The following is a 25,913-nucleotide window of genomic DNA, read 5'->3' as shown; positions in this document are numbered from 1 at the left end:
ATTAGTTCCTTGATTTTGTGTTTTCGATAAGCACGCAGCAGCGTTCACCCTCAACACCTTCAACAGTATAGTGTTCTACTTTGCAGTTTTGCTCTATTTCTTGCAGTTCGGCATCTGGATAACGGCCTTTCATTGCCAACCATATCCCATCGTTGGCTACGAGGTGCTTTGTCCAGTGAATCATTTGTGCAAGGCTGCTAAACGCTCGACTTATAACTGTATCAAAACCTTGAGTCGGGTGGTAGTTTTCAACGCGAATTTGTACAATTTCCAGATTCTTTAAATCAAGCTGTCGTTTTACCTCGTTAAGGAAGCGTGTTTTCTTCCCATTGGAGTCTAGTAAAACAAAACTTTTTTCTGGGAGCGCAATGGCCAATGGAATCCCAGGTAAGCCCGGGCCTGTGCCTACATCGATGATGCGTTTACCTTGTACCCATGGCACAATAGCCAGACTATCTAAGAGATGTTTGTTGACCATTGATTCCAGATCGCGGACTGCGGTCAAATTATACGCTAAATTCCACTTTTTAAGTAAGAATAAATAATCCAATAATGGAGCGCTAATTGCCTCAAGGTTAAATTGCTTCAGCCCTTGTTCAAGTAAATGTTTTATTGTTAATTCTTCGCTCATGCCTCAATCCGTTGTTTCTTTAAGTGAACGAGCAGTAGGGATAAGGCTGCCGGAGTTACTCCAGAAATACGGCCTGCCTGTGCTAATGAAGTTGGTTTTATCTTCGATAATTTTTGAATAACTTCCGTTGATAATCCCACTACTTCGGTGTAATCAAGTGCTTCAGGCAAAGCGGTATGTTCATGCTTGCGCATTTTTTCAATATCTTGCTGCTGTCTTTCTATATAGCCGGCATACTTATTTTGGATCTCTATTTGCTCACTGACTTCGGCAGGTAGCTCTGGTAGGCCGAGGTCTTCAAGCATTAATAAATGTTGATACGTAATTTCAGGACGCTTAATAAATTCAGACGCACGATTATCATGTTGCATCGGATTCTGAAGAATCTCTTTAAATAGGTCGTTATGAGCCACACGTACCCAAGAATTATGTAACAATGCTTGTGTTGACTCGATGGCTTCGCGTTTGGCTGAAAAATGCTGCCAACGCGCATCGCTCACCATGCCTAATTCTCGACCTTTAGCTGTTAAACGTAAATCGGCATTATCTTCACGCAGGAGTAAGCGATATTCTGCACGTGAAGTAAACATGCGATAGGGTTCTTGCGTTCCGCAGGTAATTAAATCATCAATTAACACCCCGATGTACGCTTCATCACGGCGTGGGCACCATAATTCTTTTTCCTGTACGAGTAGGGCTGCGTTCATCCCGGCGATGATGCCTTGCGCTGCTGCTTCTTCATAGCCTGTAGTACCATTAATTTGTCCGGCAAAGAATAAATTAGCAATGGGCTTGGTTTGCAAAAATGAGGTTAAGCCGCGTGGGTCAAAGTAATCGTATTCAATTGCATAACCAGGGCGAGTAATATGCGCATTCTCAAAACCTTTAATGGTACGTACAAATTGCACCTGCACATCAAAAGGAAGACTGGTGGAAATGCCATTAGGGTAAATTTCTTCGGTAGTTAAGCCTTCAGGTTCAACGAAAATCTGATGCGATAATTTATCTGCAAAACGTACAACCTTATCTTCAATTGAAGGGCAGTAACGTGGGCCAACACCTTCAATGACGCCAGCATACATCGGTGATTGATGCAAATTGTTGCGAATAATTTCGTGAGTTGCTTCGGTGGTGTGCGTAATATGGCAAGAAACCTGCTCTGGATGATCGCTGACGCTACCCATATAAGAAAATACAGGCAGGGGGGTATCACCGGGTTGCTCGGTCATTTGACTGTAATCAAGAGAGCGTCGGTCAATGCGCGGCGGGGTTCCTGTTTTTAAACGACCCACAGGTAAATCCAGAGCACGTAAGCTGTGTGCCAAAGCAATCGCAGGAGGATCTCCAGCGCGGCCACCTGCAGCTTGGCTCATCCCTACGTGGATTTTTCCACCAAGAAAGGTACCAACTGTAAGCACGATGGCACGTGCACGTAAGGTGTAACCCAGTTGCGTTATTACTCCAGTGACTCGTCCACCCTCAATAACCAAATCATCAACGGCTTGTTGAAATAGAGTTAGGTTCGGTTGTAATTGCAATTGCTCGCGAATGGCCTGGCGATATAAAACTCGGTCTGCCTGTGCACGGGTCGCACGTACGGCAGGTCCCTTGGACGCATTTAACGTACGAAATTGGATACCGGCTCGGTCCGCTGCCTTCGCCATGGCGCCATCGAGCGCATCAATTTCTTTCACCAAATGCCCTTTACCAATACCTCCGATTGCGGGGTTACAAGACATTTGTCCCAATAAATCCATATTATGGGTCAGTAATAAGGTTTGAGCCCCCATCCGTGCTGCCGCTAGAGCTGCCTCTGTGCCTGCATGGCCACCACCTACGACAATAACATCATATAATTTTTCAAGATTCATAATCTGGTCATTAATTGTGTAACAAAATGAGCAATTATACACTTTTTTTACAATAAAACGTAGTCTGTATTAGCGTATAGGCGTAACTTAAGGAATTTCACCAGTATTGGATAATTTACCTACTGCAAGTTTCACGTCTTTCCCCTTCATTCGCTGCGAGCCATGGAGAGCCGAAGGCGCGGGCGAGTAGTCCCTGGTAGCCTTAGGGCCGGATGTTTTTCCGTAGGAAAAATATAAGGCATCCGAAAAGGCGTCAGTCATTGGGGAGCGCAGATTTTTAGTCCCGAAGGGGACTCAAAATCAAGGGGGACCAGGACGTCCAGGGCCTTTAGCTTCGCGCGTTGGCGAGTCGATTTCGGGGACTGGGACGTCCCGGAATCTTTCACGAGGTAGCGCGACCCTTATCACTAAAGCTTTTTGTTTTCATCTGTAGAACATTTAATAAGCTCTTCTAATGTCGGTTGCATAAAATCATAACGTTCTTGTGAGAAGAACTCCAAACCTGGCATGCCCTTGCCTCTTTTTAACGCGTGATTTTCCTTAAGTTGACACCGATACGCATTAGCGCATTGTAATTGGGCTCTTAAGCCGGATTTATCGGTGGCAAACTCGTGGTTTTATTTTTAGGCGTGGCGTAAGTCTGCTTGAGATTACTGACACTCCGCCACAGCTCATCCCCATGCCACGAAGCCTTCTCACTCTCTTGATATAAGACTTGTGATAAAATGTGGACCTGTTTTTTAAATTGCATATCAGTCGAGAGACGCGTTAAATCCGCCAAATTTAATATTGACGCATCTGGCCAATGTAAATTCGCCCATTTCAATAAGCTATCGCGGCAACGCTGCGGGTTATTTTGGTGGCACGCATCATGGAGTGCTTGCAAGGTGCGCTTATAGGTTCCTTTTCCTGGAGCGCGGCTGCGTTTTTGCCAAGCCCATAAGCCTAAAGTAAGTAACCAGGCTAGCGCGAATAGGGCGGCAACAATCCAGGCCCAATTATTAGTTGCTGTAGGTAGTGATCTGGTTTCTTCGGTTTCATGGTTGGTTTGTGGTGTAAGTGCCTTACCCTGATTGGCGCTTAATGCATTGGATAGGCCCGTTTTCGAGGGTATGACTTCAAGAGTGCGTGGCGCTAAAACGGCAATCTCTTCTTTACCTGTTACGGTATTAAACCAAGGAAGTTTTAACTCGGGGATGGTTACTTTACCGATCTTATTAAATAAATAAGTGACCTTAATTTCTGAGCGGCTAACGATCTCGCCTTGATTCACTTGATTTCTTTCTTTTCCTTTCTCTGGGTAGACATTAAAGGCATCCGAGTCTGCAAAATGAAGGTTCGGTAGCAATTGCGCGGGAATGCCAATCCCTTCTAGAGTCATGGTGCGTACTAAAGTGCTGCCTTGGTCTATGGTTTGCCTTGGGTTTTCATAAGCGTCATTCAATTTAATTTGTTTCGCAGGAACCCAGGTTTGCCCACTAAATTGCGCGGGAATAGGCTGCACATCCAGGGTTATATCTTTGGTACTTGTTTTGATGTGTTGCGGATCAAAACCATAAATAAGTGCGGTAAATGCGGGTGAGGTAATCGTTAAGGGGCCGCTTTTTTGTGGAAAAATAGCATAACTTTGTTCCTCAACCAGGTAGGTCACATTATTTTTTTGCGTTTGATAGCGTTTGTCATTGCCTAAAGGAATTAGCAAAGCATTCTCTACCTTCGGTCCTTGATAGCTTGCATCCAAGAGTTGTTTGGAATTATATAGGCGTACTTTGTAGGTAATTTGTTGATTGAGATAAGGTTTTTTTTCATTAACTTCCGTAGTTAAAAAGATATCTTGCTGTTGCTGATCATTGCTGGTGCTTTGTATGGATGTGTCCACTGCCGAAACATTAATTGTTAACGGACTGCTGTGATCTGTTCCCATTCTTATAGCCGGGATGGTTACTGGGCCTACTTTTCGCGCCTTTAGGGTGATAACCCAAGTGCTGGAGGCCTGTGTTTGCCCGTTGATCACTGAGTAATTAACGCTTCGTTCGGTGCCCAAAATCATAAAATCTTTACGAAGAGGTGTTAAATCAGGAATGCCATTGGCGGATTGCAGACTAGGCTGCGTTAATAATAAGCGAAATGGCTCACCTTGGCTAATCTCAGCAGGATCAACTTGAATTTGTATTTCGGCATGAGCCAAGGTGTTAATTAAATAAAAAAAGCTAATTATTATTAATTTTTTCATTGATACCATCCACGTTCTCTTCTTAAGTGGTCACGTAAAAACTTTTCTCGCAGTAAGCCACCTGGATCATCAGGAATTAAGCGCAACCATTGCTCTTTTGCCTGTTGTTTCTCTTTATCTGCTTTACTGTTTTTCTTAGCTTGCTGGTCCTGTTTTTGCTGGTCCTGCTTTTGCTGGTCCTGCTTTTGCTGGTCCTGCTTTTGCTGGTCCTGCTTTTGCTGGTCCTGCTTTTGCTGGTCTTGCTTTTGCTGGTCTTGCTTTTTCTGGTCCTGCTTTTGCTGGTCCTGCTTTTTCTGGTCTTGCTTTTGCTGGTCCTGTTTTTTCTGGTCTTGCTTTTTCTGGTTCTGCTTTTGCTGATCGGGGTTTTTCTGTAAAAGTTGTTCCATCAATTTACGATTATCAATGGCATCCTGATTTTTAGGATTTTTGGCTAAAGCTTTATCGTAAGCAGCGATGGCCTCTTTATATTTACCCAAGTGAGCTAAAGCATTGCCTTCGTTATAATAGCCTTGTTCATCTGGTTGCTTTTGATAGAGTTCGCTAGCTTTTTGGTAATCTCCCGCACGATAAGCTGCCGCAGCTGCCCAGTCATCGCGGTTAAAGGTCGTCCCCGCTTCTTTATATTGCTGCTTGCTCATTAATTCTTGCCCTTGCTGATCAGGGGTAGACCACAGGTCTTGCCATTGCCAGGCTTGGGATGATAACGACAGGAGTGACGTAATTAAGAGGATTAAATAACGCATCATACAACGATCCTTTGCAGCCAGCCACGTTGAAATACCGGGAGCAGTAATAATAAAGCGGGGATTAAAAACCAACGCCCTTCATCACGCCATAATGGAATATCATCATCTTTACTCAAGGCAAATTGCTTTTGGGCGCTCGCATCGATCCACTGATCCAAATTACTGGCATCCGAAGTGTATCTTACTAATTGGCCCTCTCCTGCATCAGCAAAACGTTGAAATAACGGGTTCAAATTGGCATCGGCCTTAATGGGCATAATGGAGGTGAAGATTTCTGATGCTGCTAATTTCTTTACTTCCGCAATTGCATCTGTTGATGGGGAATCCGCGGTTAATACGAGAATTTGCCCATGATTATAACCTGCCTGTTTAATTAATAATGCGGCCTCAGTTACCGCACTTTCCAAATTATGGCCGGTTACGGGCATGATGTTTGGAGTCAATGAGGATAATAAAGCGCTAATGGTCTGGCCATCATCCGTAAGCGGAGAAACGACAAATGGTTCACTGGTAAACGCAACTAGACCAAATTGACCAATGTCCTTACGCGCAAATAAATCGCGCAACTTAAATTTAGCACGGCTTAGACGATTAGGGCTTAAATCTGACTCCATCATATTTTCAGACATATCTAACACCAAGACACGTGGTTGTATGGGCTTATAGGTCGTCACGGGAAATTTATGCCATGCGGGTCCAGCAATACTCGCAATCATAAAGAGGATGCTGAACAATAAGCAAAAAATTGCCCCCATTCGCTGTCTTTGTCCTTTCTTTTGCAGCAAATGATTAAGCAAATGAGGGTCACAAATTTCTGCCCATGCATGTAGCTTAGGATGCCTTTGCCAGCTGGCAAAGGCGAGTCCCAATAAAGGGAGAATCATAAGCAACCACAAAGGTCTTAAGAAATGAAAATCAGCGATCATGATTTAAAGGCCTCCGGATTTGCTCTAGTTGCAGGAGCTTTGATTTGCAAATCAGTTTTACTTGCCAGCCAATAGAGGCAGAGCAAGAGAGCTAAGCCAACAAACCATGGATAATAGTCTTTTTGCGGGCGGATGGTTGCTTGCTCTTGATTTACTTTTTCTAATTGACTAATTGTTTCATAAATGGTGTGTAAGCTTTCCATGTCGGTGGCACGAAAGTAGCGTCCATCCGTCAGTGCTGCGATTGCTTTTAAGGTATCTTCATCAAGATCCGCGGAGGCATTTTGCATGAGAAAGGCACTGGTTATAGCTCGAGGATCGGCAGTGGCACCTAAGCCAATGGTATATATTTTGATCCCTTCATCTTTTGCTAATTCAGCGGCTTTTAGAGGCTCAAGGACTCCTGAGTTATTTGCACCATCGGTTAAGAGAATAAGAATTCTTCCTTGTGGTGGCACACGCTCTAAGTGTTTAACGGCCAAACCGATGGCATCGCCAATGGAGGTTGTTTTTCCGGCTAAGCCTGAGGTTGCATCGATAAGGCGCAGCAAAACGGTTTGTCGGTCGTAGGTTAATGGTGTTTGCAGATAGGCGTTACTACCAAATAAGATGAGGCCTATTTTGTCGCCAGCCCGTGCTTGTACAAATTGTTCTGCGGCGTTTTTTACCACACTAAGGCGACTGGCTGGGCGTCCATTCAACATCATATCGGGTATTTCCATACTGCCCGATAAATCTAAGGCCATCATAATATTGTAGCCTTCACGCTCAACTGGTTTGGGTTCACCAATCCAACGTGGACCTGTTAAAGCAAAAACGAGCGATAACCAGATTAATGCGGGCAGTAATAAAGAGTATTGCGCGCTAAATGAACGTTGTGCTTGGCTGGCAATTTCTGCCACGGCCTTAAAAAATGGAACGTTTAAGGCCGTAGGCAGGTGAAGCTTGGCTTTGGGCATGAACAGCCAAAATAGCAAGGGTAAGGGAACGAGTAATAATACCCAGGGGTTGGCTACGGTGAACATGGTACTCCCCTTTGTTTAATCCAACGCTTGGCATGGGTGAACAATGGACTTAAATCGATGCTTGTATCGGTTGCTTTAAAGGGAGCATCTAACAGCAGTGCACGTATGGCATTAAAGTCTATGCCGTTGCTGGTTTGGTTCAAAAACTGCAACCAGGCATCACCATGCAAACTGGCAACTTCGGTGCGCGGATAATAGACTAGGGCCACCCGGCGCAATAATTCAGAAATTTGTGCGCTGCTGCTTGGCGTATTATGTTCTTTTTCATAGTTTTTTTGATAACTTGCTAATAAAACCAAGGCTTGTTTTTTGGCTAAGGCATAATGGTGTCGTCGATAGATATACGCAGCCAACACGACAACGAGCAGAATGAGCAGCGTAATGAGGGCATACCAGCCTGGTGCAAGTGGCCACCAGCCAATTGCACCAGGCAAATGAATGTCTTTAAGCTGGGTTAACGGATCGCTCTGATTAGCCACGAGACCTCCTGGAAAAAGTACGGCGTACCAGCTGCGTTAAATCAAGATCCGCTGTGGTTTGTACGTATTGAATGTGTACGCGTTTAAATTGTTCTTGCAACTGGTTTATTCGTTGCTGACAATATTGTTGATACGCTTCGTTTACCGAGCGTACTCGCGTATCAAGGAGTAATTCCTGCTGCCCATTGGTAATGGCATATTGTTGCGGCTTAGGAGGCGCTAATTCCACACGGTCACAAATATGATAGGCAATAATGTCATTATGACTGCATAAACGATTCAAGTGCTTTTCACATTCTGCATCCATAGTATAAAAGTCACTGATCAATACCAGGATACTACCTGGGCGGACTACTCGACGTAAACGTAATAGTGCATCACTTAACAGAGTGGGGGCGGCTTCACGTTGGGCATCGGTTTGTTCGGTGTATTGGCTTAGAGCGGCAAGCATGGGAAGAACGCTGGAATCGCGTCCTCGAGGAATAAATTCACTATGCTCGGTTGCAGAGAAGAACACTCCGCCCACGCGATCCCCTTGTTTCGTCACTGTCCAGGCCAACATGGCGGCTAAACGAGCGGCAACTACCGATTTGAAGGCAATCCGCGTACCGAAAATCATTGAGGGATTAAAGTCAGCCAGAATCACTACAGGCCGTTCGCGTTCTTCTTGAAAAATTTTAACATGGGGTCTGCCGGTACGGGCGGTAACTCGCCATTCCATGTGACGAACTTCGTCTCCAGCTTGATAATTGCGTACCTCGGCAAAGTCCATGCCGCGGCCACGTAATTTGGACAGATGATTTCCAGCACGAATCGCCCGTCCTTCGGGTTGATAGCGAATTGATTGCGCATAACGGCGCAAGTCGATCAATTCATTTAATTCTGCAATAACTCCATCAGCCATAAAAACCTCATGTTACGGAACAGCGACTAACCGTAATAGAAAATCAATAAAGTCGTCACTACTGATTCCTTCGGCTTCTGCTTCAAAACTTAATAAAATGCGATGCCGTAACACATCATGGGCAATCACATGAATATCATCCGGCGTGACGTAATCACGACCAGCAAGCCATGCATGTGCTTTCGAACAGCGATCCAGCGCAATCGTAGCACGAGGGCTTGCGCCAAAACGTAACCAACGACCTAATTCTTCATTGTATATTCCAGGGTTACGGGTGGCGACTACCAGCTGTATTAGATAATTTTCTAATGCCTCACTGGTATGTACTTTCAGCACTTGTTTACGCGCCTCAAATAAGGTGGCTTGTGGTAATTTTGCGAATACTGGCTTGGGTGCTGCCATCGCAGCCCCTAATGCTTCTCGACGTGATAGAGCCAAAATATCTTGTTCTATCTTCGCATCTGGATAGCCAATTTTCACATACATCAGGAAACGGTCTAGTTGCGCTTCAGGTAAGGGATAAGTTCCTTCTTGCTCAATCGGGTTTTGCGTTGCCATTACCAAAAATAATTCTGGCAAGGGATAGGTTTTTCCACCAATGGTGACTTGTCGTTCAGCCATCGCCTCCAGTAATGCCGATTGCACTTTCGCTGGAGCTCGATTGATTTCATCGGCTAGTAGGAGGTGATGAAATATTGGGCCTGGTTGAAATACGAAAGAGCCATTTTGAGGATGATAGACATCCGTCCCAGTCAAATCACCAGGCAATAGATCAGGAGTAAACTGAATGCGATGAAAATCACCTTCAACTCCATCGGATAATTCTTTAACTGCACGGGTTTTCGCTAAACCAGGTGCCCCCTCTACCAATAAATGACCATCAGCCAGTAAGGCAATCAACAAACGGGAAATTAAGCCTTCTTGCCCCAAAATTTGCGCATTAAGATGCTGGCGTAGTTGCGCTATTTGTTGTTGTACCGAATTGACAACTGTCTGGTCTTTTACTTGCTCCATGGCGATACCTACCGAGGTTTAAAAAAACTTATCCTAACGTGAAATTTACGTGATGCCAAGTGGTTACAAAAAAAGTAACCTTGATATGATGCTACATCAAGGCTACTTTTTAGCTATTGATAATCTGGATGCAATTCCAATGGCATCATCAGTTGTAAGCGTTGATACAAAGAAATAATTTCTTCGCAAAAGACATGTTGTTGCTGCTGATTTTCCCAGAGGTCATATTCTGAGCCTTTATGAAAAGCTTGTTGCCGGGATAGCGTTTTTAGCAGATCAATTTCCTGACGAGAAAAACCTAAATGGCTGTTTAATTCGACTAGCTCCATTAGGTTTTTATATTCTTTAATCGGACGCTGTTCGTGCAAGCAATATGCTTTTAAGGTTAATTGAAAAGCATGATACATCAGGGACGTAATTGGTGTAAGGATGAATAAGGCTTTACGTGAACTGATGGCTTCATAGTCTAGCTGTTGTAACAGATTATCCGCTGCATAAGCATGTTGGGTTGCAATATTAAGTAATTCCAATGGGGATAAATAATGTTTGTCCATAGTTAATGCATATTCCTGGTTAGTTCGATTTTTTGCAGAATAATGTTAAAATTATTGTCATTATAGCTTTGAATTAATTTGATGCACGCTTTTATTAATAGTCCTCTACAAATAGGGTCTCTTACTCTACCCCACCGTTTAATTCAGGGGCCATTGGCAGGGTACAGTTGCGCGCCATTTAGAACCTTATTTAACCGATATACCCCTCCAGCATACTGCGTTACTGAAATGAGCTCAGCGCTGGATGTGGTGCATCGCCATAGCCAAAATTCTCGTTATATTTACCGCTCACCTCAAGAGCAGCGCTTGGCCTATCAAATTTCAGGGACCGATCCTATGGTTTTAGCTCAGGCTGCGATGCAATTACAGACTTATGGTGCGGACCTGATTGATATTAACTGCGGCTGCCCAAAGCCTAAGATTCGCAAGAAAGGTGCGGGTAGTGCTTTATTAGAAACGCCAGAACTTTTAGAAGGCATCGTGAAGGCTGTACGTACAGCCATTACGATTCCACTTACGGTTAAAATTCGTATTCAAGATAGTCAAGACGATGTAGTTTTGGCACAAAAAATCGAAGCAGCTGGGGCTGATGCGTTAATCGTGCATGGTCGGCGGTGGGTTGATGATTATGATGTGGCGGTTAATTTTCAGCAAATTGCACGCATTAAGCAGGCGCTGAAAATACCGGTAATTGCTAATGGCGATATCGATTCCATTGCTAGCCTGCAGCAGGCAGTGGAGTTTAGTGTTTGCGATGCCTTCATGATTGCTCGTGCTGGCAGTGGGCATCCTTGGCTGTTTCAGGAATTATTGGAGCAGCGCATCATTAATGTAAGTGGGGTGGAAAAAGTCAGTTTATTTATGACCCATTTACAGGATTTGGCGGCATTGGAAGATGAGTTTAAGGCTATTTTACAAAGTAAGTCTTTGGTGCGGTATTATTTTGGGAAAAATCTGGATGCTGCTTGGTTGAATGGGTTTTATCAGTTGGATTCTTTGGCTGGTATTGAGGCGTTTATCGGGCATTTAGCCTGACACGGGGGTACAGCCATTAAGTTAGCGATTATATTGCTACCAGTGGTTGAACAATTTACTCTTAACTTAAAGGCGGTGAGGAAGAGGTCTTCCTCTAGTTCAAACTCCGACCCCCATCAACCTGTATGATTTGCCCTGTAATAAAGGGATTCTCTGCCAAAGCCAACACCGCCTGCGCAATAAACTCCGGATTCCCATGCCGTTTTAAAGGCGTTTCCGCAATAATTTTTTGCTGTATTTCCTGGCTTAAACTATTTTCATTTTCTGGCCAGGCAATCGAACCTGGAGCAACTGCATTGACGCGAATTTCCGGGGCAAGCTCCCGCGCCAGGCTTTTCGTCTGCATTTCCAGGGCGGCCTTCGTCTGGCAATAAACCGAGTAGCCTGAAAGTGGTTTTTCCGCATGAATGTCAGTAATGTTGATAATAGCTCCGGAGTTCTTCGCTAACAGCGGGCGGGCGGCAAGACTTAAGAAAAAGGGAGCTTTCACATTGGCATTAAAAAGAAGATCCCAATTCTGCTCTTCAGTCTGATGACAATCGCTGCGTATAAAAACCGAGGCATTATTTACCAACAAATGCAATTGTCCAGCCCACGCACTAAGGGCGGTTATCAGATCCTGTGCGGCATGAGCTTCGGTTAATTCTTTTTGTAAAACAAGGGCGCTATCTGTGCGTTGCTCATTTAATTGCTTCGCTAGCTCTTGTGCTTCGGCGAAAGTATAGCGACAATGAATTGCTACTTTGTATCCTGCACTATGTAGTTTTTTCACAATGGCAGCCCCAATACGTCGTGCGCCGCCCGTGACCAAAGCTACTTTTGCGGCTTGTTTGTTTATTGGATTCAATGTATGTTCCCCACTCTAGAAAAAATGCCAAGGATAATGGCAGTATTTAACGACATTATTAATAAGTTATGAGTATACAACAAACATTACAAGCACGGCTTAGTGACGGACAGGGGCTTCCTTTTGTGGAATTCATGCAATTGGTTTTATATGCACCGGGAGAAGGTTATTACAGTTCCGGTTTGCAGAAGCTAGGTAAGCATGGTGACTTTATTACAGCTCCTGAGTTAACCCCACTTTTTGGACAAACTCTGGCGAATCAATGCCAGCAAATTATGCAGGTGCTTAAATCGCCTAAGGTTCTTGAGTTTGGTGCTGGAAGTGGTGCGCTTTGTGTGGCTTTATTGGTCCATTTGGAGACACTCAATTGCTTGCCTGAACACTATTATATTTTGGAAGTGAGTGCCAATTTACGCCACCGACAGGCAGAGCTGGTTCAGCAAAAAATTCCTCATTTGGCTCATAAGGTAATCTGGTTAGAGCAGTGGCCAGAGACTCCTTTTAATGGGGTTGTGTTGGCCAATGAAGTCCTGGATGCTATGCCTGTGCATCGTTTTATGCTAAACGAAGACGGTATTTTCGAAAGTTATGTTATCCTTGACGAGCAGCAGCAATTAAAGGAAGTCTTTAAACCCTGTGACAATTCACCGCTACAGGAGTACATCCAGCAACGATTGAATATAGAAACGTTGCCTTATCTGTCTGAGGTGAATCTGTTTATTGATGATTGGATCGTAAATATTTACCGCAGCTTGAATCAAGGGACCGTGTTATTAATCGACTATGGCTTTCCGCGCCATGAGTATTATCATGCCGACCGCCGTCAAGGAACCTTGATGTGTCATTATCAACACCAAAGTCATCCTGATCCTTTACTGCATCCAGGAGCGCAGGATATTACTGCCCACGTTGACTTTACGCATGTGGCAGAAGCGGCACAACAGGCGGGGTTTCATGTTGCCGGTTATACTGACCAAGCCTCTTTTTTGCTCGCCAACGGTTTGCTGGGCTTAATTAATACGCTGGATGATGAAGTAGAACAAGTCAAAGCAAAACAAGCAATAAAACAGTTGACCTTACCTAGTGAGATGGGGGAGTTGTTTAAAGTAATCGCTTTAAATAAGGATATGGACATCGATTTACTTGGGTTTCAACTATTAGATAAACGAGTGAGTTTATGAAGATACAAAAATACCTGACTACGGTTGAGTTACAGAAAGAATCGATGAAGTTTTCGGCAGGACACACCACTATTTTTTCTGCCACTGAGCGAGAGCCTTTGCATGGCCATATGTATGGCGTTTATCTTGCCCTAACCACCTGGGTGGAAGAAAATGGCATGACCTTTGATTATCGTTATTACAAAAAGCGCATTCATCACTTATGCAGCCATTTGAATCAAACCTTTTTAATGCCGCAATTTTCGCCTTTTTTAGAATATGCTGATGATGAAGAGTATTACTATTTTACTTTTAATCACAAAAAAATCCCGTTTCTAAAAGAAGATGTGACGATGTTGCCCATAACCAACATTACGGTAGAAGAATTATCTCGCTGGTTTGTTAATGAATTAATTAAAGATATGGACGAGTTAGACCGTCATCGCATTGATAAAGTAGTGGTGAAGGTATTTTCGGCCCCTGGGCAATCTGCAAGCCATGAATGGCAAAGACCGGCATGAAAACGGTTTATCAGGTTTGTATTCCTCATACCAGCCGTGATTTTTTTGATTATGAAGCCGATGCAGGACTTAGTCCATGCCTTGGCGGGCGGGTATGGGTGCCTTTTCGCAAGCAGACGCGCTTGGGAATTGTGGTAGGCAAACTTGAATTAGCAGAAGTAACAACGCCATTAAAAAGCATTAGTGAAGTAATCGATAGCGAGCCTTTAATCCCGGACGATTTATTGGCTTTATGTTCCTGGATAGGAACCTATTATCAATCCGCATTATCTGAAGTGTTGCCTTTAGCCTTACCGAAAAAATATCGCTTAGGGCAGGCTTGCCAGTTACCTCAGGGTGATTTTTACCAATTAGCGCTGAGCGTTGATGAGGCAAAAAAAATAGTGCCGGCACGCGCGCGCAAGCGGTTGGAGTTGATAGACTTTTTAGCAAGCCATACGGAGCCTGTAAGTAAGCAATTGTTGGTACAGCAGGGTTTTACTTCAAGCCAGCTAGTTAATTTATTAGCTACAGGGGTGGTGGATTTATCCCAGCAGGATATTTTGCCTACCCAGACCACTACGACGCCATCTCATCCGTTACCATTACATCCTGAACAAGCCGTTGCGGTTGCCGCCATAAGTGAACAGTTACACCAGTATCAATGTTTTTTATTGCAGGGGGTTACTGGCAGTGGTAAGACGGAAGTATATTTACAGGTAATTGCTCAGGTTTTGGCGCAAGGCAAACAAGTTTTAGTATTGGTGCCTGAAATTGGCTTAACCCCACAATTACTCGCTCGTTTTACTGCACGCTTTAATGAGCCTATTTCCGTAATTCATTCCAATTTAAATGAATCCGAACGCCAAGTTGCCTGGCAATTAGCCAAAGAAAATAAAGTGCAAATGGTTATCGGCACCCGTGCTGCTATTTTTACCCCTATGCCTAATTTAGGTTTGATTGTTATTGATGAAGAGCATGATGCGTCACTAAAACAAATGGAAGGCGTGCGTTATTCTGCTCGTGATACCGCACTAATGCGTGCGCATCTGGCAAATATCCCGATTATCTTGGGTTCTGCAACTCCGAGTTTGGAAAGTTTATATAACTGCAAACAAAATAAATATCAGCGCTTACGTTTGACCCATAAGGCCTTATCTACCACGCCCTTGCATTATCAGCTGATTGATTTGCGGGCGCAAATGCTACAGCATGGTTTGGCCACACCGACGTTGAATGTAATTAAAGAACATTTACAAAAGAAAAATCAGGTTTTAGTGTTTATTAACCGCCGTGGTTTTGCCCCTGTTTTATTATGCCATCAATGCGGATGGATGGCAGATTGTCGTGCCTGCGATAGCCATTTAACCTTGCATAAGCAGGTTGGGCAAATGATTTGTCATCATTGTGGACTGACCCAACGCACCCCAGACCATTGCCGCAGTTGTCAAAGCCATGAGTTGATTCCAGTGGGGGCGGGGACCCAACGGGTGCATGAATTTTTAAGCTCCTATTTTCCAGATAGCAATGTGGTGCGTATTGATCGTGATGCGGTGCGTAAAAAGCATGCCTTAGATGAGCATTTGGAGATGATCCAACGAGGCGAGGCGCAGCTTATTGTCGGCACACAAATGCTGGCAAAGGGGCATCATTTCCCGCGTCTTTCTTTGGTGGTCGTATTGGATGCCGATTCGGGATTATACAACCAAGATTTTCGTGCTTTGGAGCAGTTAGGTCAGTTGCTTACTCAGGTTGCTGGGCGGGCGGGGCGGGCCGAGCGGGCGGGGCAGGTAATCATCCAGACGCATTTACCGGATCATCCTTTATTGAATTTATTGATTCAGCAAGGCTACGATCCCTTTGCCGATGCCTTACTGACTACACGCCAGCAAGCGCAGCTCCCTCCTTATCATTATCTTGCCGTGATTCGTGCACAAGGAAAAATTTCAAGTAGCGTATTAAACTTTTTGCGTGCAACAAAGGAGCAAATGCTCAATCACCCGCTGACGATTATGGGGCCAGCTCCCGCGCCTTTACCGCGTAAAGCAAATCAATACCGCATGCAATTATTAATTAAGTCGCCGTCTCGCAAAGTATTAAAGAGCTCTTTGACACAATTGCGGGAGTGGTTAACAATGAATAGATTAACTAATGGCATTCGCTGGAATGTGGATGTTGACCCTATGGACTTATCATGACTGAAAAAAAAATTACCGTACACGAAAAAACCTTTGCCATTGCTTGGGGCGATATGGACGCTTTAGGCCATGTAAATAATGCACGTTATTTTGACTATTTTCAGGAGGCACGCATTGAATGGCTACGTGAGCTGAATATAAAGATGACGGAGCAAATGGGTCCGGTGGTTATTCATGTTGCTTGTACTTATTTAAAACCGGTAGTATACCCTGCGACCGTAACTTTACGTTCCAGAATATATAATATGGGTAACTCCAGCATGATGATGGATCATGATTTGTACCAAGATGAAGTATTAATGGCTCAAGGCAGCTGTAAGGTCGTGTGGGTTGATTATACGAAAAATAAATCCGTACCATTACCCGATAGTATTCGTACTTTTTTGAGGGACGTATCTAATTGATTTAATATCGTCAGGGCTGAAAATCCCTGGTTGTCAAATGAATATCTCAAAAATAGTCTGGTTGCTTATTGATCGCGCCCTGTATTCTCGCTGCGTGCAAAAGTAAGGAAAAAGAACAATAAGTTACTGCCTTCACCTTAATCCCCCTTCACCTGTATCCACTTTGGAACATGATTGCAAGGTTCGATTAAGAAGCAACTTATTGTACAAGAAAGTTCTTTTCTATTTCTTTTTGTGTTAAATTTAGCTATTTTTGTCTGATATAAGGTTAAACAATGAGACCTCCTTTAAATGAAAACAATGTATTTGTTTTTGATGAGGACTTGAGTGCCCAGTTGTTTAAGAGGCTCCAAGGTAAACTCGGAGCAAGTACAAAATCATTTTTGTTTAAAAATATTAATAATAGTATTAATTACCAACGAAAATTCTTAGAAACAGTAAAAGAAAAACTGGGCGGAGCAATAACTGATTTTAGCAATTATGTCAGACCGGAACATTTCATAACAGCAAATATGCAGTGGAGCAAGCGACATAAAAGGAAGAAGAAGGACCCTCACATTAAGGTCAAGCTTATTGGGTTTTTGGCTGAAGAGGAGTCCAAAGAAAATGAGAATGCAACTGGAGAAAAGCCTAAGGAATTACAACTAGGTTTCAAGATGGCTGCCTGGTTTTTTTGGTTTAATTCTTCTGGACTCATTCGTTGTATGAAAGACGAGGATATGCCTAACGAGCGTATACTCTTCGCGCAAGACGTGATTACTCTAAAAAATAATAATCAGATTCGCCGTTTGATGAAGGGTTTTATTGAATATCTAATCAGTTGTAATGGTGCTGTGACTTATGATGAACAACAGTTTAATGAGGCTCATTTTGTTAAGTATTGGCTTGAATATTATGGAATTTGGGATAATGTGTCCATAATAAAAAAACAATATTTAGAGCAGTACTGCAAAAATAGGACCTTGCCAAACGTTATAGTGGCAAGTTGCGACTTAGCACATCTAGAAGTTAATTTGGATGCTTTATGTAAAGAACATGGTGTGGCAAAACAACAAGCATCAGAAGATCATCCAATAATATTAAGAGCCGATGATGTGATGCAGTTTGACGTTTTATTCAGTAATATTAATGATAAAGTTCTGGCGCTTGGCTGTATAAGGCCCTCCGCGGAATTGGCTCAATATATGGTAATTAAGCAATATGGCGAGTCTAATATTAAACTCCCCCGGCTCCCTGGTTATACTTTCCATAAGTCGATGTATAATTATACTGGTTTTGATCTATTGTTAAGCATGTTTTCAGAACAATATGGCCCGGTGATAGAACTCGATGATGATGTGCCTGGTGAACAACCTGTAGTGCAACAATCTGTAATTGAGCAAAAACCGATTGTTCATTTAGGCGGCTTTAATTTACCTATTCAGAAATCACTTGCTCGTGTAGAGAAGAAAGATGAAGGGGACTGGATCAGTTTGATATTTTATGAGTCCTCTGAGCTGAAACAAGTCCAGCAGGAACTACTCAATATCGGAATGGGTAATGGGCGCGTTAGTAACGAGCCTCGTAAGATTACGTATGAGCAGGACAACCAAAAAGATGTTTTCACCATGAAACTGAGCAAAGTAGAATATGAGGCCATCATGGGGGAGGGTGCTCAAGCTGAACCAGTCATAGATAACAATCATCCTCAATACTCTAACTTGTTGCGGAGCCACTTCTTTGGCGAGAGTTCGAAGTCTACGCATGACAGGCAAAAAGTAAATACTAACTTAACCATATCGTCCAATATAATGGTCTAAATTAGCTATTGTTGTATCAATCCATCGATGTGCGTTGGCACGTCGAAAAAGGAGCGGAGCTTCTGAATGAGGCGTGCACTAACTTGAGTACCCTAAATAATCCATTTTCCCAACATTCATTCCATAATGGCGTAAAATATCGTGGGTGGTGGTGAGATGAAAAAATATATTTGGCAGCAACATAGACAATAAGTAGGTGTGGGCGCTGAGAGAAATATTTTTCTGGCGTACTTTGATTTCAATAAGGCGATTATCATCGCCATTAAGTAGTTCAGGCTTAATATCCTGTAAAAAACCAGCTGTTTTAGTAAGACGCTCTTTTAGTTCGTCAAAAGTCGATTCGGTATCTGGAAAACGCGGGGTAGCTTGGCAACTCCATTGCAAATCAAGTTAATACTAAAAGCTTATTAGAGCAACGCTGGCTTGTAAAACTTGCAGTAGCAATTTAGCTATTTATGCAAATAGGATTAAAACGGTATGCTATAATCTAGAAAAAGCCAAGGAGCCGATGATGGAAAAGGCAGAATCAATAAAGCGCAACAAAATGGATGTAATGGATGCGATACATAATCGCCGGGCGGTACGCAATTATTTATCGCAAAAAGTCGATGCCGAGATTATTAATCAACTCTTAGACGCAGCCGCTCATGCCCCTTCAGCGCTTCATGAAGAATCTCGAGCATTTGTGGTGGTTCAGGATAAATCTTTATTAGACCGTATCTCTGCCAGTGCTAAGTTACTCACCAGCACCAAGGAGCATAAAAACTTGCAGGAAGAGCACGTTTTACAAGTGGTGCAACAAAAAGAGTTTAATGTTTTCTATAATGCGCCTATGTTAATTGTTATTTGTAGTACCTTTAAGGGCGAGTTTGTTAGTGCCGATTGTTGGTTGGCTGCTGAAAATTTAATGCTTTCTGCGCTGACTTTTGGCCTTGCTTCCTGTGTTATTGGTTTTTCAGTTCCGGCGTTAAATTTACCTGAATGGAAGAATGAGCTAGGAATACCTGAAAATATGACGGCTGTGGTTCCGATTATTCTTGGTTGGCCTGCAACGCCTACCTTAGCTACCGCTCATAATCCACCACAAATTCTCAAGTGGGTCTAGCTGCCGCTGTCATTCGGTTAAGATTTTATCCCGAGTGTAGGGGCGATCTCCAGCATCCGGTTCCATGCTTGCATCGGAGTTCCCTCCCCTCGTTTGGCTGCCTTTTTCCTTAGCTTAATGCCAATGCCTTCTTTACAAAAGAGTAAGGCTGGTTATGTTGAGATCAAGTTTGTCTATTTATACCCATATTGAATGTTCGGTAATTACGTATGCCCATATTTTTTGCTTTGTGCTTTTAATTGAGCATCGTATAAAGTACACTCCGCTTTTTTAATCAACGTTATTATTGAAATTATGCCACCAAAAAAAGAAAAACAAGTAAGTTTTGATCCTAGAACCGAAACCCATAAGTTTGTTAAGAATGTACACAATAAGGTTAAGACGATGCTCACGGAAGATACGACGAGAACAGAGGCTGCTGCGCAAATTAACGAGGCATTTACTACATATCTTGGACAGTTAAAGCAAAATTTTCCAATGATTGTGGTTGTCGATAACAGAGCGAGAGAAGTAGATCCTCGTATTACTGTTTATTATGTGTTGATGGATTGTTTGGCTAAAAATGATGCGAAGTTACCCTCCAGTTATAAACAGACAGACTTGGCGTTCCATGTTAGTGGTTGGCCAGTTGCTTCTGATGATGAGTCTTTTGTTCAATGGGGTGTTTTTACCAGGGCAGCAGTTGCCGCATTTCAAAAAGCATTTCCTGATGCTAATTTAACGGCATGGGCTGTTCCTCATTCTAATGCTCAAGTTGGGTCACAACCTGTTCCAGAAGAACTGGAAAATTATGATTTTGATGCTTGGCAAGCACCCGTAGAATTAACGGCTTTACGAGCGAGTATTAATGCAATGCATGCTTATGGTTTGCGCTTAAAATCTGCATGTCCTCAAAAAGCTCATGCAGCCATGCAATTGGCTATAGAGCTGACTCAAGATTTACAAAACTATTATGAAGCTTTACCTGAGGAGCAAAATAAGGAAGCTTTTGTAACCGCGTTTCATACGAAACTGCATTCTCAAGATGACTTAATGTCTACTCACCGTCATTATTCGAAAGTGGTTCTCGTTAATATTGCTATTGCGCTAACTGGCGTAGGCCTGGCCGCGATAGTTGTCTCGTTATTGATTCGCGGACATGGTTTTTATAGTTCGACTCAAGGCCAGAATACAGTGAATGATATTGACCAGCAATTTGATAAATCGCTAAAGGTAACGTAGTTCTTTAGTGCTGCGCTACCTATTTATTTTAGAGGATCACTTTTTATGACTATACTTGAAATATTTAAAACAATTTTTTGTTGTGGGAGTTCGACTGTCTCACCAGAAAAAGAGCGTATTTTGTCTGCAACAGGTTCTAGTCTTAATCCCCAGACTTATATCAATATAGGGGATATGCTAGGAGCGAGTGGAAATACAACCGTATCTGTGGGGGCAACGGTGGAAGAAGACGAAGACGATTATTCTCTGGGTAGAACACCACCTACAAAGTGGGTAGGAACGGGTAGTACTTCTTCTTCTCCTGCCTATGCTTTGGGCGTAAATACTCCGGAAAGTCTTCGTTCGAAACATCGGCGTACGTCTTCTTCGTCAACATCTATTGATGTTGAGCAGGACGTGGAACAGACGACAACACCTATAAAACAATCAACCGGTGCTAAGAGTACAACGTCATCGCCAGGTTACGGTTTAGGGTCCCCTACACCAAGTCACTTGTCAGAGAGAAGCGTTGGTAGCAGCAATTCTTCTCATGGTTATTCTTTGGGACAAGTTGACGATGACGAAGATACGCTTACACTGCAATTGGAGCCTTAATCGTAGGATGGGATTGATAATCCACAAACTCAAAATCTTCATAAACATAGTCAAATAAGGAACTTACTTTCCGTTTGATATGTAAGCGAGCCAAAGGGAATGGCTCCCTGCTTAATTGGGTACGTGCTTGTTCCACGTGATTTAAATACAAATGACAATCGCCACCCGTCCAAATAAACTCACCCGCTTCTAGCCCACATTGTTCTGCCACCATATGCGTCAGCAGGGCGTAGGATGCGATATTAAACGGCACGCCTAAAAAGACATCCGCGGAGCGTTGATACAATTGGCATGACAGGGTGTTATTGGCTACATAAAATTGAAACAGGGCATGACAGGGCATTAAGGCCATTTGCTCTAGTTCCCCTACATTCCAGGCACTGACAATTAAGCGACGGGAATCGGGGTTCTTTTTGATTTGCTCCAGTACTTCACTGAGCTGGTCAATATGACGACCGTCAGCGGTAGGCCAGCTGCGCCATTGTTTGCCATAAACGGGGCCTAAATCACCATGGTTATCAGCCCATTCATCCCAAATGGAGACGCCATTTTCTTTGAGGTAGGCAATATTGGTGTCACCCTTTAAAAACCACAGTAACTCATGCACGATGCTGCGCATGTGTAGCTTTTTCGTGGTGACTAAAGGAAAACCCTCACGTAAATCAAACCGCATTTGATGGCCAAAGACGGATAGGGTTCCCGTACCTGTTCGGTCGGTTTTTTCAGTTCCGTGTTGTAAAATATGCTCTAATAATTGCAAGTATGTTTTCATCGTTTAGCTCGCCACCATAAAAAAAGGCCCAATAGTATCATAGGAACGGATAAAATTTGACCCATAGTTAACCATCCAAATGCAAGATAACCTAATTGAGGGTCTGGTTGACGGAAAAATTCCGCGATAATGCGGCATACGGCATAACCGATAAGGAATACTGCCGATACTCGGCCAGCAGGGCGGGGCTTGCTGGCATAGCACCAGACTAAGATAAATAAACCAATACCCTCTAAACCAAATTCATAGATTTCTGATGGATGGCGAGGTTGTGCGTCAACGTGGCTATAAACCATGCCCCAAGGCATATCGGTTACGCGCCCCCAGAGTTCACCATTAATGAAATTACCAACACGCCCAGCGCCAAGGCCGATAGGAACTAAAGGCACAATAAAATCCCCGACTTCCCAGAAGGAGCGTTTGTATTTGCGCGCAAACAGCCATAAAGCGCCAATAACACCTAATAAACCACCATGGAATGACATTCCTCCTTCCCAGATTTTAAATAATGACAAAGGAGTATGGATTAATACAGGGAAATCATAAAAGAGCATGTAGCCAACACGACCACCGATGATGACGCCGAGTGCGGCATAAAAAATCAAATCACTAATTTGGTCTGAATTCCAATCTAATTTGTAGTGTTTCATGCGCCAATGAGCGAGAAGCCAGGCGCTCACAAAGCCAATGAGGTACATTAAGCCATACCAGTGTACCTGGATGGGACCCAGTGAAAACGCAACCGGATTAAGGTAAGGGTACTGAAGCATAAGCGATAAATTCCTTTAGAGAAGCATTTTTATTGAGGTTAAAATAAGCAATACGATAAAGCCATACTTTAATTGATGGACTGGTAATTTGTAGTGCAACTTCGTGCCTATGGGGGCGAACATACTGCTGGTAGCACCAACTAGAAGAATAGCTGGCCAGTAAACATAACCTAGGGTATAGGGGATTTCCGTTGTTTCATTGAGGCCGGTAATAATAAAGGTTATCGCGCCAATCACGGCTATAGTAAAGGCACATGAGTTGGATATGCCTGCAATTTTGCGTGCGGGGATACCACAGTAAATCATGAAGGGAACGATTAAAATTCCCCCTCCAACCCCGAGCAGTCCGGAAGTAAGGCCAATAAAAAAGCAGACGAGAAAGATTATCCATGGTTTAGGAAATGATTCAGAAGGCTCTTTGGACTTATCGAACAACATTTTGAGGGCAACAAAAAGTAAAAAAATACCAAAGAATATTTTTAACCAGGCATTAGGTATCTTCGCTGCAAGAACAGAGCCTGATATTGTCCCGGCAATTAAGCCCAGCCATAGTTTCTGCAGCACTGACCACAGAATATTGCCCACCTTGTGGTGCGCTATGACCGCTGAAAGCGAGGTAATAATCATGATGGCCAAAGAAGTACCAACGGCAACATGCATGAGCATCTCATGAGGAATCACCGCCATTTGTTGAAAGACAAAGACCAGGCTTGGAATGACAATTAAACCACCACCAATTCCAAATAAACCCGCAACAATTCCTGCAAAGGCGCCAATTAATAAGTAAATGACTCCATGAAGAATTACAAGCGTCACTATATGGATTTCCTAGCTCTAATTAAGCCGCCTAGGCCTTCTGTCTCCAATGCTTTTTCCAAATGCAGGCGAATTTCTGCGGGATGTTCGAATTCAAGTACTTCAGCAAGAATTTTGCGCGCATTGGCAATCGCAAAATTACGAATTACGTATTTTACGCGGGGTAAGCTGGCTGAGTTCATACTTAAGGTATCAAAGCCCATTGCAATTAATAAAATTACGGCTAAAGGATCACTGGCCATTTCACCACAAATACTCACTTCAACCCCGGCCGCATGGCCTCCTTCAACTACTTTAAGTAAAATGCGCAACATGGCAGGATGCATGGAGTCGTAGAGACTCGCTACACGCGCATTATTTCTATCTACCGCTAAAAAGTATTGGGTTAAATCGTTACTGCCAACGGAAATAAAGTCAACCCGTTTGGCGATTTCGCGTGCTAGATAAGCTGCGGCAGGAACTTCGATCATCACCCCTAATTTGGGTTTGGCGATGTTACAACCCTCTTCCAGCAATTCAGCATAGGCTTGGTCAATCAGATAAGTTGCCTCTTCTACCTCACTTAGTGTGGTCACCATCGGCAGCATAATACGTAAGTTATTTAACTCTTCACTGGCACGCATCATGGCCCGTACTTGCATTAGGAATACATCCGGGTGATCGAGGGTAACGCGTATACCGCGCCAACCCAGGTAGGGGTTATCTTCTTCCACTGGGAAATAGGGTAACACTTTATCACCGCCAATATCGAGCGTACGCATGGTCACTGGACGTGGGGCAAATGCTTTCAGGGTTTGCCGATAAATAATGGTTTGCTCATCTTCAGAAGGGAATTGATCCCGACTCATAAATGGAACTTCCGAGCGGTATAAACCAACTCCTTCAGCGCCCACGCTCATGGATAGACCGGCGTCCATGGCAAGTCCCGTATTCACCTGTAAGGAAATCTTATAACAGTCAGTGGTTTCTGCAGGCTTATCGCGAAGACTGACCAAGCTTTGGTTTAGCGCCCGTTCTTCTTGTTTTAAGAGTTTAAATTCAGTTAATACGGCTTTCGATGGCGAAACGTGTACCTGTCCAAAATAACCATCGACAACAATGGCGCGGCGGTTAACATACTCTAGTTTTAAACCACGAACCCCCATCACGGTGGGCACACCTAAGGCACGTGCTAAAATAGCGACATGGGAATTATTTGAGCCTTTGGCGGAAACAACACCTGCCAAGCAACCTTCGGGCACTTCAGCAAGGGCTGCAGCGGTTACTTCATCGCCAATCAAAATGGTACGGTTTGGATAAACTAATTCTTCATGCTGTGACCATTGTAAGGCCGCCAATACGCGTCGACCCAGATCCCGAAAATCACTAGCACGTTCTCGTAGATAGGAATCTTCCATGCTTTCAAACTGTGCCACATGCTTTTTGATTATCGTGGCTAACGCGGCTTGCGCACTGATTTTTTCTTCGCGAATGACTTGTACGACTTCCGCACCTAAGCTGTCTTTATCCAGGATACGTAAATACACATCAAATAATGCATGCTCTTCTTCCGCAACCACGGCCTTCATACGTCGCCCTAAGCGTAACATGTCATCTCGAGTCGCTTCTAAGGCCTCATAAAAGGTGCTGATTTCTTCATCCAAGGTTTCTACCGGATGACGAGGAACCGCATCAATATCCGCAGGGGGATATACCACAACCGCGGTACCAATCCCGATACCAGGAACAGAACCAATACCGGCTAAAGCGGTGGCATTGGATTCAATTTTTTCCATACCACCCATAGGCTTGGGCTGGGTTAATTCGGCTAATTCGCCCGTGGCTTCCGCATGAGCAATAATACCGCCCAGCTGGGCGGCCAGCGTAATTAGGAAGGATTCTTCCATATCATCAAAACAGCGTTGTTCGGTTTGCTGAATAATTAAAACACCGTAGAGTTTACGATGTTGAATGATGGGAACCCCAAGAAAGGCTTTAAAGCGTTCTTCACCTAATAATGAATGATGATAAAAATCAGGGTGGGAGGGGGCATCTTCCAGATTAATGGGTTCTTCACGTCGTCCTACTTGACCAATTAAGCCATTGTCGAGTGCGACACGAACTCGAGACTCGGCTTGTTTATTTAAGCCTTCTGTCGCGATGAGTACGTACTCAGCATGTTTTGTATCAATAAGGTAAACGGATACCGCCTCGGCATTAATGGCTTTATTAATTTGTTGCACCAATATGCCAAGGGCCTCGGAGAGCTGTTGGGCTGCGGTGACTTCTTGAACTATTCGTTTCAGTACCTTAAGCATCTACGCCAATGA

The 25,913-nt window shown here is 43.6% G+C and carries 25 protein-coding genes; 9 read left to right on the top strand and 16 right to left on the bottom strand.

From position 1 onward, the window contains the following. Position 1: 1 nt before the first annotated feature. The 10 genes from rsmG to ACQY7T_RS00760 form a co-directional block, all read right to left on the bottom strand. Positions 2 to 631, bottom strand: coding sequence for a 16S rRNA (guanine(527)-N(7))-methyltransferase RsmG (rsmG, locus tag ACQY7T_RS00805; protein ID WP_428410839.1), 630 nt, complete (start codon positions 629 to 631; stop codon positions 2 to 4). Then, on the bottom strand, positions 628 to 2,502 hold the full coding sequence (gene mnmG / locus ACQY7T_RS00800) for a tRNA uridine-5-carboxymethylaminomethyl(34) synthesis enzyme MnmG (protein ID WP_428410838.1): 1,875 nt from the start codon (positions 2,500 to 2,502) through the stop codon (positions 628 to 630). Before mnmG ends, rsmG begins: the two co-directional genes overlap by 4 nt. 583 nt (positions 2,503 to 3,085) lie before the next feature. Then, on the bottom strand, positions 3,086 to 4,735 hold the full coding sequence (locus ACQY7T_RS00795) for a BatD family protein (RefSeq protein ID WP_428410837.1): 1,650 nt from the start codon (positions 4,733 to 4,735) through the stop codon (positions 3,086 to 3,088). After that, positions 4,732 to 5,481: a tetratricopeptide repeat protein gene (locus ACQY7T_RS00790; RefSeq protein WP_428410836.1), complete on the bottom strand. Its 750-nt coding sequence runs from the start codon at positions 5,479 to 5,481 to the stop codon at positions 4,732 to 4,734. The genes ACQY7T_RS00795 and ACQY7T_RS00790 overlap by 4 nt, the downstream gene beginning before the upstream one ends. After that, positions 5,478 to 6,407 carry a VWA domain-containing protein gene (locus tag ACQY7T_RS00785; RefSeq protein ID WP_428410835.1) on the bottom strand — a complete coding sequence of 310 codons (930 nt, stop codon included), beginning with the start codon at positions 6,405 to 6,407 and terminating at the stop codon, positions 5,478 to 5,480. Before ACQY7T_RS00785 ends, ACQY7T_RS00790 begins: the two co-directional genes overlap by 4 nt. Then, positions 6,404 to 7,432 carry a VWA domain-containing protein gene (locus ACQY7T_RS00780; RefSeq protein WP_428410834.1) on the bottom strand — a complete coding sequence of 343 codons (1,029 nt, stop codon included), beginning with the start codon at positions 7,430 to 7,432 and terminating at the stop codon, positions 6,404 to 6,406. Before ACQY7T_RS00780 ends, ACQY7T_RS00785 begins: the two co-directional genes overlap by 4 nt. Next, positions 7,420 to 7,911 (bottom strand): DUF4381 domain-containing protein, encoded by a 492-nt coding sequence (locus tag ACQY7T_RS00775; RefSeq protein ID WP_428410833.1) that lies wholly within the window; start codon positions 7,909 to 7,911, stop codon positions 7,420 to 7,422. The genes ACQY7T_RS00780 and ACQY7T_RS00775 overlap by 13 nt, the downstream gene beginning before the upstream one ends. Continuing rightward, positions 7,904 to 8,815, bottom strand: a complete 912-nt coding sequence (locus ACQY7T_RS00770) for a DUF58 domain-containing protein (RefSeq protein WP_428410832.1) — start codon at positions 8,813 to 8,815, stop codon at positions 7,904 to 7,906. Before ACQY7T_RS00770 ends, ACQY7T_RS00775 begins: the two co-directional genes overlap by 8 nt. Positions 8,816 to 8,827: 12 nt before the next feature. Then, on the bottom strand, positions 8,828 to 9,829 hold the full coding sequence (locus tag ACQY7T_RS00765) for an AAA family ATPase (RefSeq protein ID WP_428410831.1): 1,002 nt from the start codon (positions 9,827 to 9,829) through the stop codon (positions 8,828 to 8,830). A 113-nt stretch (positions 9,830 to 9,942) separates the two neighbouring features. Continuing rightward, positions 9,943 to 10,383: a hypothetical protein gene (locus ACQY7T_RS00760; protein WP_428410830.1), complete on the bottom strand. Its 441-nt coding sequence runs from the start codon at positions 10,381 to 10,383 to the stop codon at positions 9,943 to 9,945. A gap of 81 nt (positions 10,384 to 10,464) precedes the next feature. Between ACQY7T_RS00760 and ACQY7T_RS00755 the strand changes: the two genes are divergently transcribed. After that, positions 10,465 to 11,418 (top strand): tRNA dihydrouridine synthase, encoded by a 954-nt coding sequence (locus ACQY7T_RS00755; RefSeq protein ID WP_428410829.1) that lies wholly within the window; start codon positions 10,465 to 10,467, stop codon positions 11,416 to 11,418. Positions 11,419 to 11,512: 94 nt separating this feature from the next. Here the strand turns inward: ACQY7T_RS00755 and ACQY7T_RS00750 are convergent, their stop codons facing one another. Then, positions 11,513 to 12,265, bottom strand: coding sequence for a pteridine reductase (locus tag ACQY7T_RS00750; protein ID WP_428410828.1), 753 nt, complete (start codon positions 12,263 to 12,265; stop codon positions 11,513 to 11,515). A 68-nt stretch (positions 12,266 to 12,333) separates the two neighbouring features. Here ACQY7T_RS00750 and ACQY7T_RS00745 point away from each other — a divergent pair, with 68 nt between their 5' ends. From ACQY7T_RS00745 to ACQY7T_RS00725, 5 genes are all read left to right on the top strand, one after another. After that, entirely contained in the window at positions 12,334 to 13,446 is a 1,113-nt protein-coding gene (locus tag ACQY7T_RS00745; protein WP_428410827.1) for a class I SAM-dependent methyltransferase, read from the top strand. Continuing rightward, on the top strand, positions 13,443 to 13,946 hold the full coding sequence (locus ACQY7T_RS00740) for a 6-pyruvoyl trahydropterin synthase family protein (protein ID WP_428410826.1): 504 nt from the start codon (positions 13,443 to 13,445) through the stop codon (positions 13,944 to 13,946). Before ACQY7T_RS00745 ends, ACQY7T_RS00740 begins: the two co-directional genes overlap by 4 nt. Continuing rightward, a complete protein-coding gene (locus ACQY7T_RS00735; RefSeq protein WP_428410825.1) occupies positions 13,943 to 16,123 on the top strand; it encodes a primosomal protein N' in 2,181 nt (726 codons plus the stop codon). The genes ACQY7T_RS00740 and ACQY7T_RS00735 overlap by 4 nt, the downstream gene beginning before the upstream one ends. Continuing rightward, on the top strand, positions 16,120 to 16,527 hold the full coding sequence (locus ACQY7T_RS00730) for an acyl-CoA thioesterase (protein ID WP_428410824.1): 408 nt from the start codon (positions 16,120 to 16,122) through the stop codon (positions 16,525 to 16,527). Before ACQY7T_RS00735 ends, ACQY7T_RS00730 begins: the two co-directional genes overlap by 4 nt. A gap of 275 nt (positions 16,528 to 16,802) precedes the next feature. Then, the gene (locus ACQY7T_RS00725; RefSeq protein ID WP_428410823.1) at positions 16,803 to 18,326 is read left to right on the top strand and encodes a hypothetical protein; all 1,524 of its coding nucleotides are present in this window, start codon (positions 16,803 to 16,805) and stop codon (positions 18,324 to 18,326) included. Positions 18,327 to 18,404: 78 nt separating this feature from the next. Here ACQY7T_RS00725 and ACQY7T_RS00720 read toward each other — a convergent pair whose 3' ends face one another. Beyond that, positions 18,405 to 18,710, bottom strand: a complete 306-nt coding sequence (locus ACQY7T_RS00720) for a DUF1993 family protein (RefSeq protein WP_428410822.1) — start codon at positions 18,708 to 18,710, stop codon at positions 18,405 to 18,407. Positions 18,711 to 18,837: 127 nt separating this feature from the next. Here ACQY7T_RS00720 and ACQY7T_RS00715 point away from each other — a divergent pair, with 127 nt between their 5' ends. From ACQY7T_RS00715 to ACQY7T_RS00705, 3 genes are all read left to right on the top strand, one after another. Then, positions 18,838 to 19,431: a nitroreductase family protein gene (locus tag ACQY7T_RS00715; RefSeq protein WP_428410857.1), complete on the top strand. Its 594-nt coding sequence runs from the start codon at positions 18,838 to 18,840 to the stop codon at positions 19,429 to 19,431. A 294-nt stretch (positions 19,432 to 19,725) separates the two neighbouring features. Then, positions 19,726 to 20,652, top strand: a complete 927-nt coding sequence (locus ACQY7T_RS00710) for a hypothetical protein (RefSeq protein ID WP_428410821.1) — start codon at positions 19,726 to 19,728, stop codon at positions 20,650 to 20,652. Between the two features lie 45 nt (positions 20,653 to 20,697). Continuing rightward, positions 20,698 to 21,246, top strand: coding sequence for a hypothetical protein (locus ACQY7T_RS00705; protein ID WP_428410820.1), 549 nt, complete (start codon positions 20,698 to 20,700; stop codon positions 21,244 to 21,246). On the opposite strand, the gene thyA is transcribed toward ACQY7T_RS00705, so the two are convergent. The 4 genes from thyA to ptsP are packed head-to-tail and all read right to left on the bottom strand — an operon-like array spanning position 21,224 to position 25,901. Then, the gene (gene thyA / locus ACQY7T_RS00700) at positions 21,224 to 22,018 is read right to left on the bottom strand and encodes a thymidylate synthase (RefSeq protein ID WP_428410819.1); all 795 of its coding nucleotides are present in this window, start codon (positions 22,016 to 22,018) and stop codon (positions 21,224 to 21,226) included. The genes ACQY7T_RS00705 and thyA overlap by 23 nt on opposite strands. Continuing rightward, positions 22,015 to 22,788, bottom strand: a complete 774-nt coding sequence (lgt, locus tag ACQY7T_RS00695) for a prolipoprotein diacylglyceryl transferase (protein WP_428410818.1) — start codon at positions 22,786 to 22,788, stop codon at positions 22,015 to 22,017. Before lgt ends, thyA begins: the two co-directional genes overlap by 4 nt. A gap of 15 nt (positions 22,789 to 22,803) precedes the next feature. Next, positions 22,804 to 23,604 carry a sulfite exporter TauE/SafE family protein gene (locus ACQY7T_RS00690; RefSeq protein WP_428410817.1) on the bottom strand — a complete coding sequence of 267 codons (801 nt, stop codon included), beginning with the start codon at positions 23,602 to 23,604 and terminating at the stop codon, positions 22,804 to 22,806. After that, a complete protein-coding gene (gene ptsP, locus ACQY7T_RS00685; protein WP_428410816.1) occupies positions 23,604 to 25,901 on the bottom strand; it encodes a phosphoenolpyruvate--protein phosphotransferase in 2,298 nt (765 codons plus the stop codon). Before ptsP ends, ACQY7T_RS00690 begins: the two co-directional genes overlap by 1 nt. Positions 25,902 to 25,913: the final 12 nt, after the last annotated feature.

The sequence above is a fragment of the Legionella sp. genome, from assembly GCF_965140895.1.
GTDB lineage: Bacteria > Pseudomonadota > Gammaproteobacteria > Legionellales > Legionellaceae > Legionella.
This window is presented reverse-complemented; position numbering and strand designations above follow the sequence as displayed.

What these genes read in the sequence shown, in the direction of transcription:
- rsmG (WP_428410839.1), bottom strand. Translation starts at nt 631, where the DNA reads ATGAGCGAAGAATTAACAATAAAACATTTACTTGAACAAGGGCTGAAG.
- mnmG (WP_428410838.1), bottom strand. Translation starts at nt 2,502, where the DNA reads ATGAATCTTGAAAAATTATATGATGTTATTGTCGTAGGTGGTGGCCAT.
- ACQY7T_RS00795 (WP_428410837.1), bottom strand. Translation starts at nt 4,735, where the DNA reads ATGAAAAAATTAATAATAATTAGCTTTTTTTATTTAATTAACACCTTG.
- ACQY7T_RS00790 (WP_428410836.1), bottom strand. Translation starts at nt 5,481, where the DNA reads ATGATGCGTTATTTAATCCTCTTAATTACGTCACTCCTGTCGTTATCA.
- ACQY7T_RS00785 (WP_428410835.1), bottom strand. Translation starts at nt 6,407, where the DNA reads ATGATCGCTGATTTTCATTTCTTAAGACCTTTGTGGTTGCTTATGATT.
- ACQY7T_RS00780 (WP_428410834.1), bottom strand. Translation starts at nt 7,432, where the DNA reads ATGTTCACCGTAGCCAACCCCTGGGTATTATTACTCGTTCCCTTACCC.
- ACQY7T_RS00770 (WP_428410832.1), bottom strand. Translation starts at nt 8,815, where the DNA reads ATGGCTGATGGAGTTATTGCAGAATTAAATGAATTGATCGACTTGCGC.
- ACQY7T_RS00765 (WP_428410831.1), bottom strand. Translation starts at nt 9,829, where the DNA reads ATGGAGCAAGTAAAAGACCAGACAGTTGTCAATTCGGTACAACAACAA.
- ACQY7T_RS00760 (WP_428410830.1), bottom strand. Translation starts at nt 10,383, where the DNA reads ATGGACAAACATTATTTATCCCCATTGGAATTACTTAATATTGCAACC.
- ACQY7T_RS00755 (WP_428410829.1), top strand. Translation starts at nt 10,465, where the DNA reads ATGCACGCTTTTATTAATAGTCCTCTACAAATAGGGTCTCTTACTCTA.
- ACQY7T_RS00745 (WP_428410827.1), top strand. Translation starts at nt 12,334, where the DNA reads ATGAGTATACAACAAACATTACAAGCACGGCTTAGTGACGGACAGGGG.
- ACQY7T_RS00740 (WP_428410826.1), top strand. Translation starts at nt 13,443, where the DNA reads ATGAAGATACAAAAATACCTGACTACGGTTGAGTTACAGAAAGAATCG.
- ACQY7T_RS00735 (WP_428410825.1), top strand. Translation starts at nt 13,943, where the DNA reads ATGAAAACGGTTTATCAGGTTTGTATTCCTCATACCAGCCGTGATTTT.
- ACQY7T_RS00730 (WP_428410824.1), top strand. Translation starts at nt 16,120, where the DNA reads ATGACTGAAAAAAAAATTACCGTACACGAAAAAACCTTTGCCATTGCT.
- ACQY7T_RS00725 (WP_428410823.1), top strand. Translation starts at nt 16,803, where the DNA reads ATGAGACCTCCTTTAAATGAAAACAATGTATTTGTTTTTGATGAGGAC.
- ACQY7T_RS00715 (WP_428410857.1), top strand. Translation starts at nt 18,838, where the DNA reads ATGGAAAAGGCAGAATCAATAAAGCGCAACAAAATGGATGTAATGGAT.
- ACQY7T_RS00710 (WP_428410821.1), top strand. Translation starts at nt 19,726, where the DNA reads ATGCCACCAAAAAAAGAAAAACAAGTAAGTTTTGATCCTAGAACCGAA.
- ACQY7T_RS00705 (WP_428410820.1), top strand. Translation starts at nt 20,698, where the DNA reads ATGACTATACTTGAAATATTTAAAACAATTTTTTGTTGTGGGAGTTCG.
- thyA (WP_428410819.1), bottom strand. Translation starts at nt 22,018, where the DNA reads ATGAAAACATACTTGCAATTATTAGAGCATATTTTACAACACGGAACT.
- lgt (WP_428410818.1), bottom strand. Translation starts at nt 22,788, where the DNA reads ATGCTTCAGTACCCTTACCTTAATCCGGTTGCGTTTTCACTGGGTCCC.
- ptsP (WP_428410816.1), bottom strand. Translation starts at nt 25,901, where the DNA reads ATGCTTAAGGTACTGAAACGAATAGTTCAAGAAGTCACCGCAGCCCAA.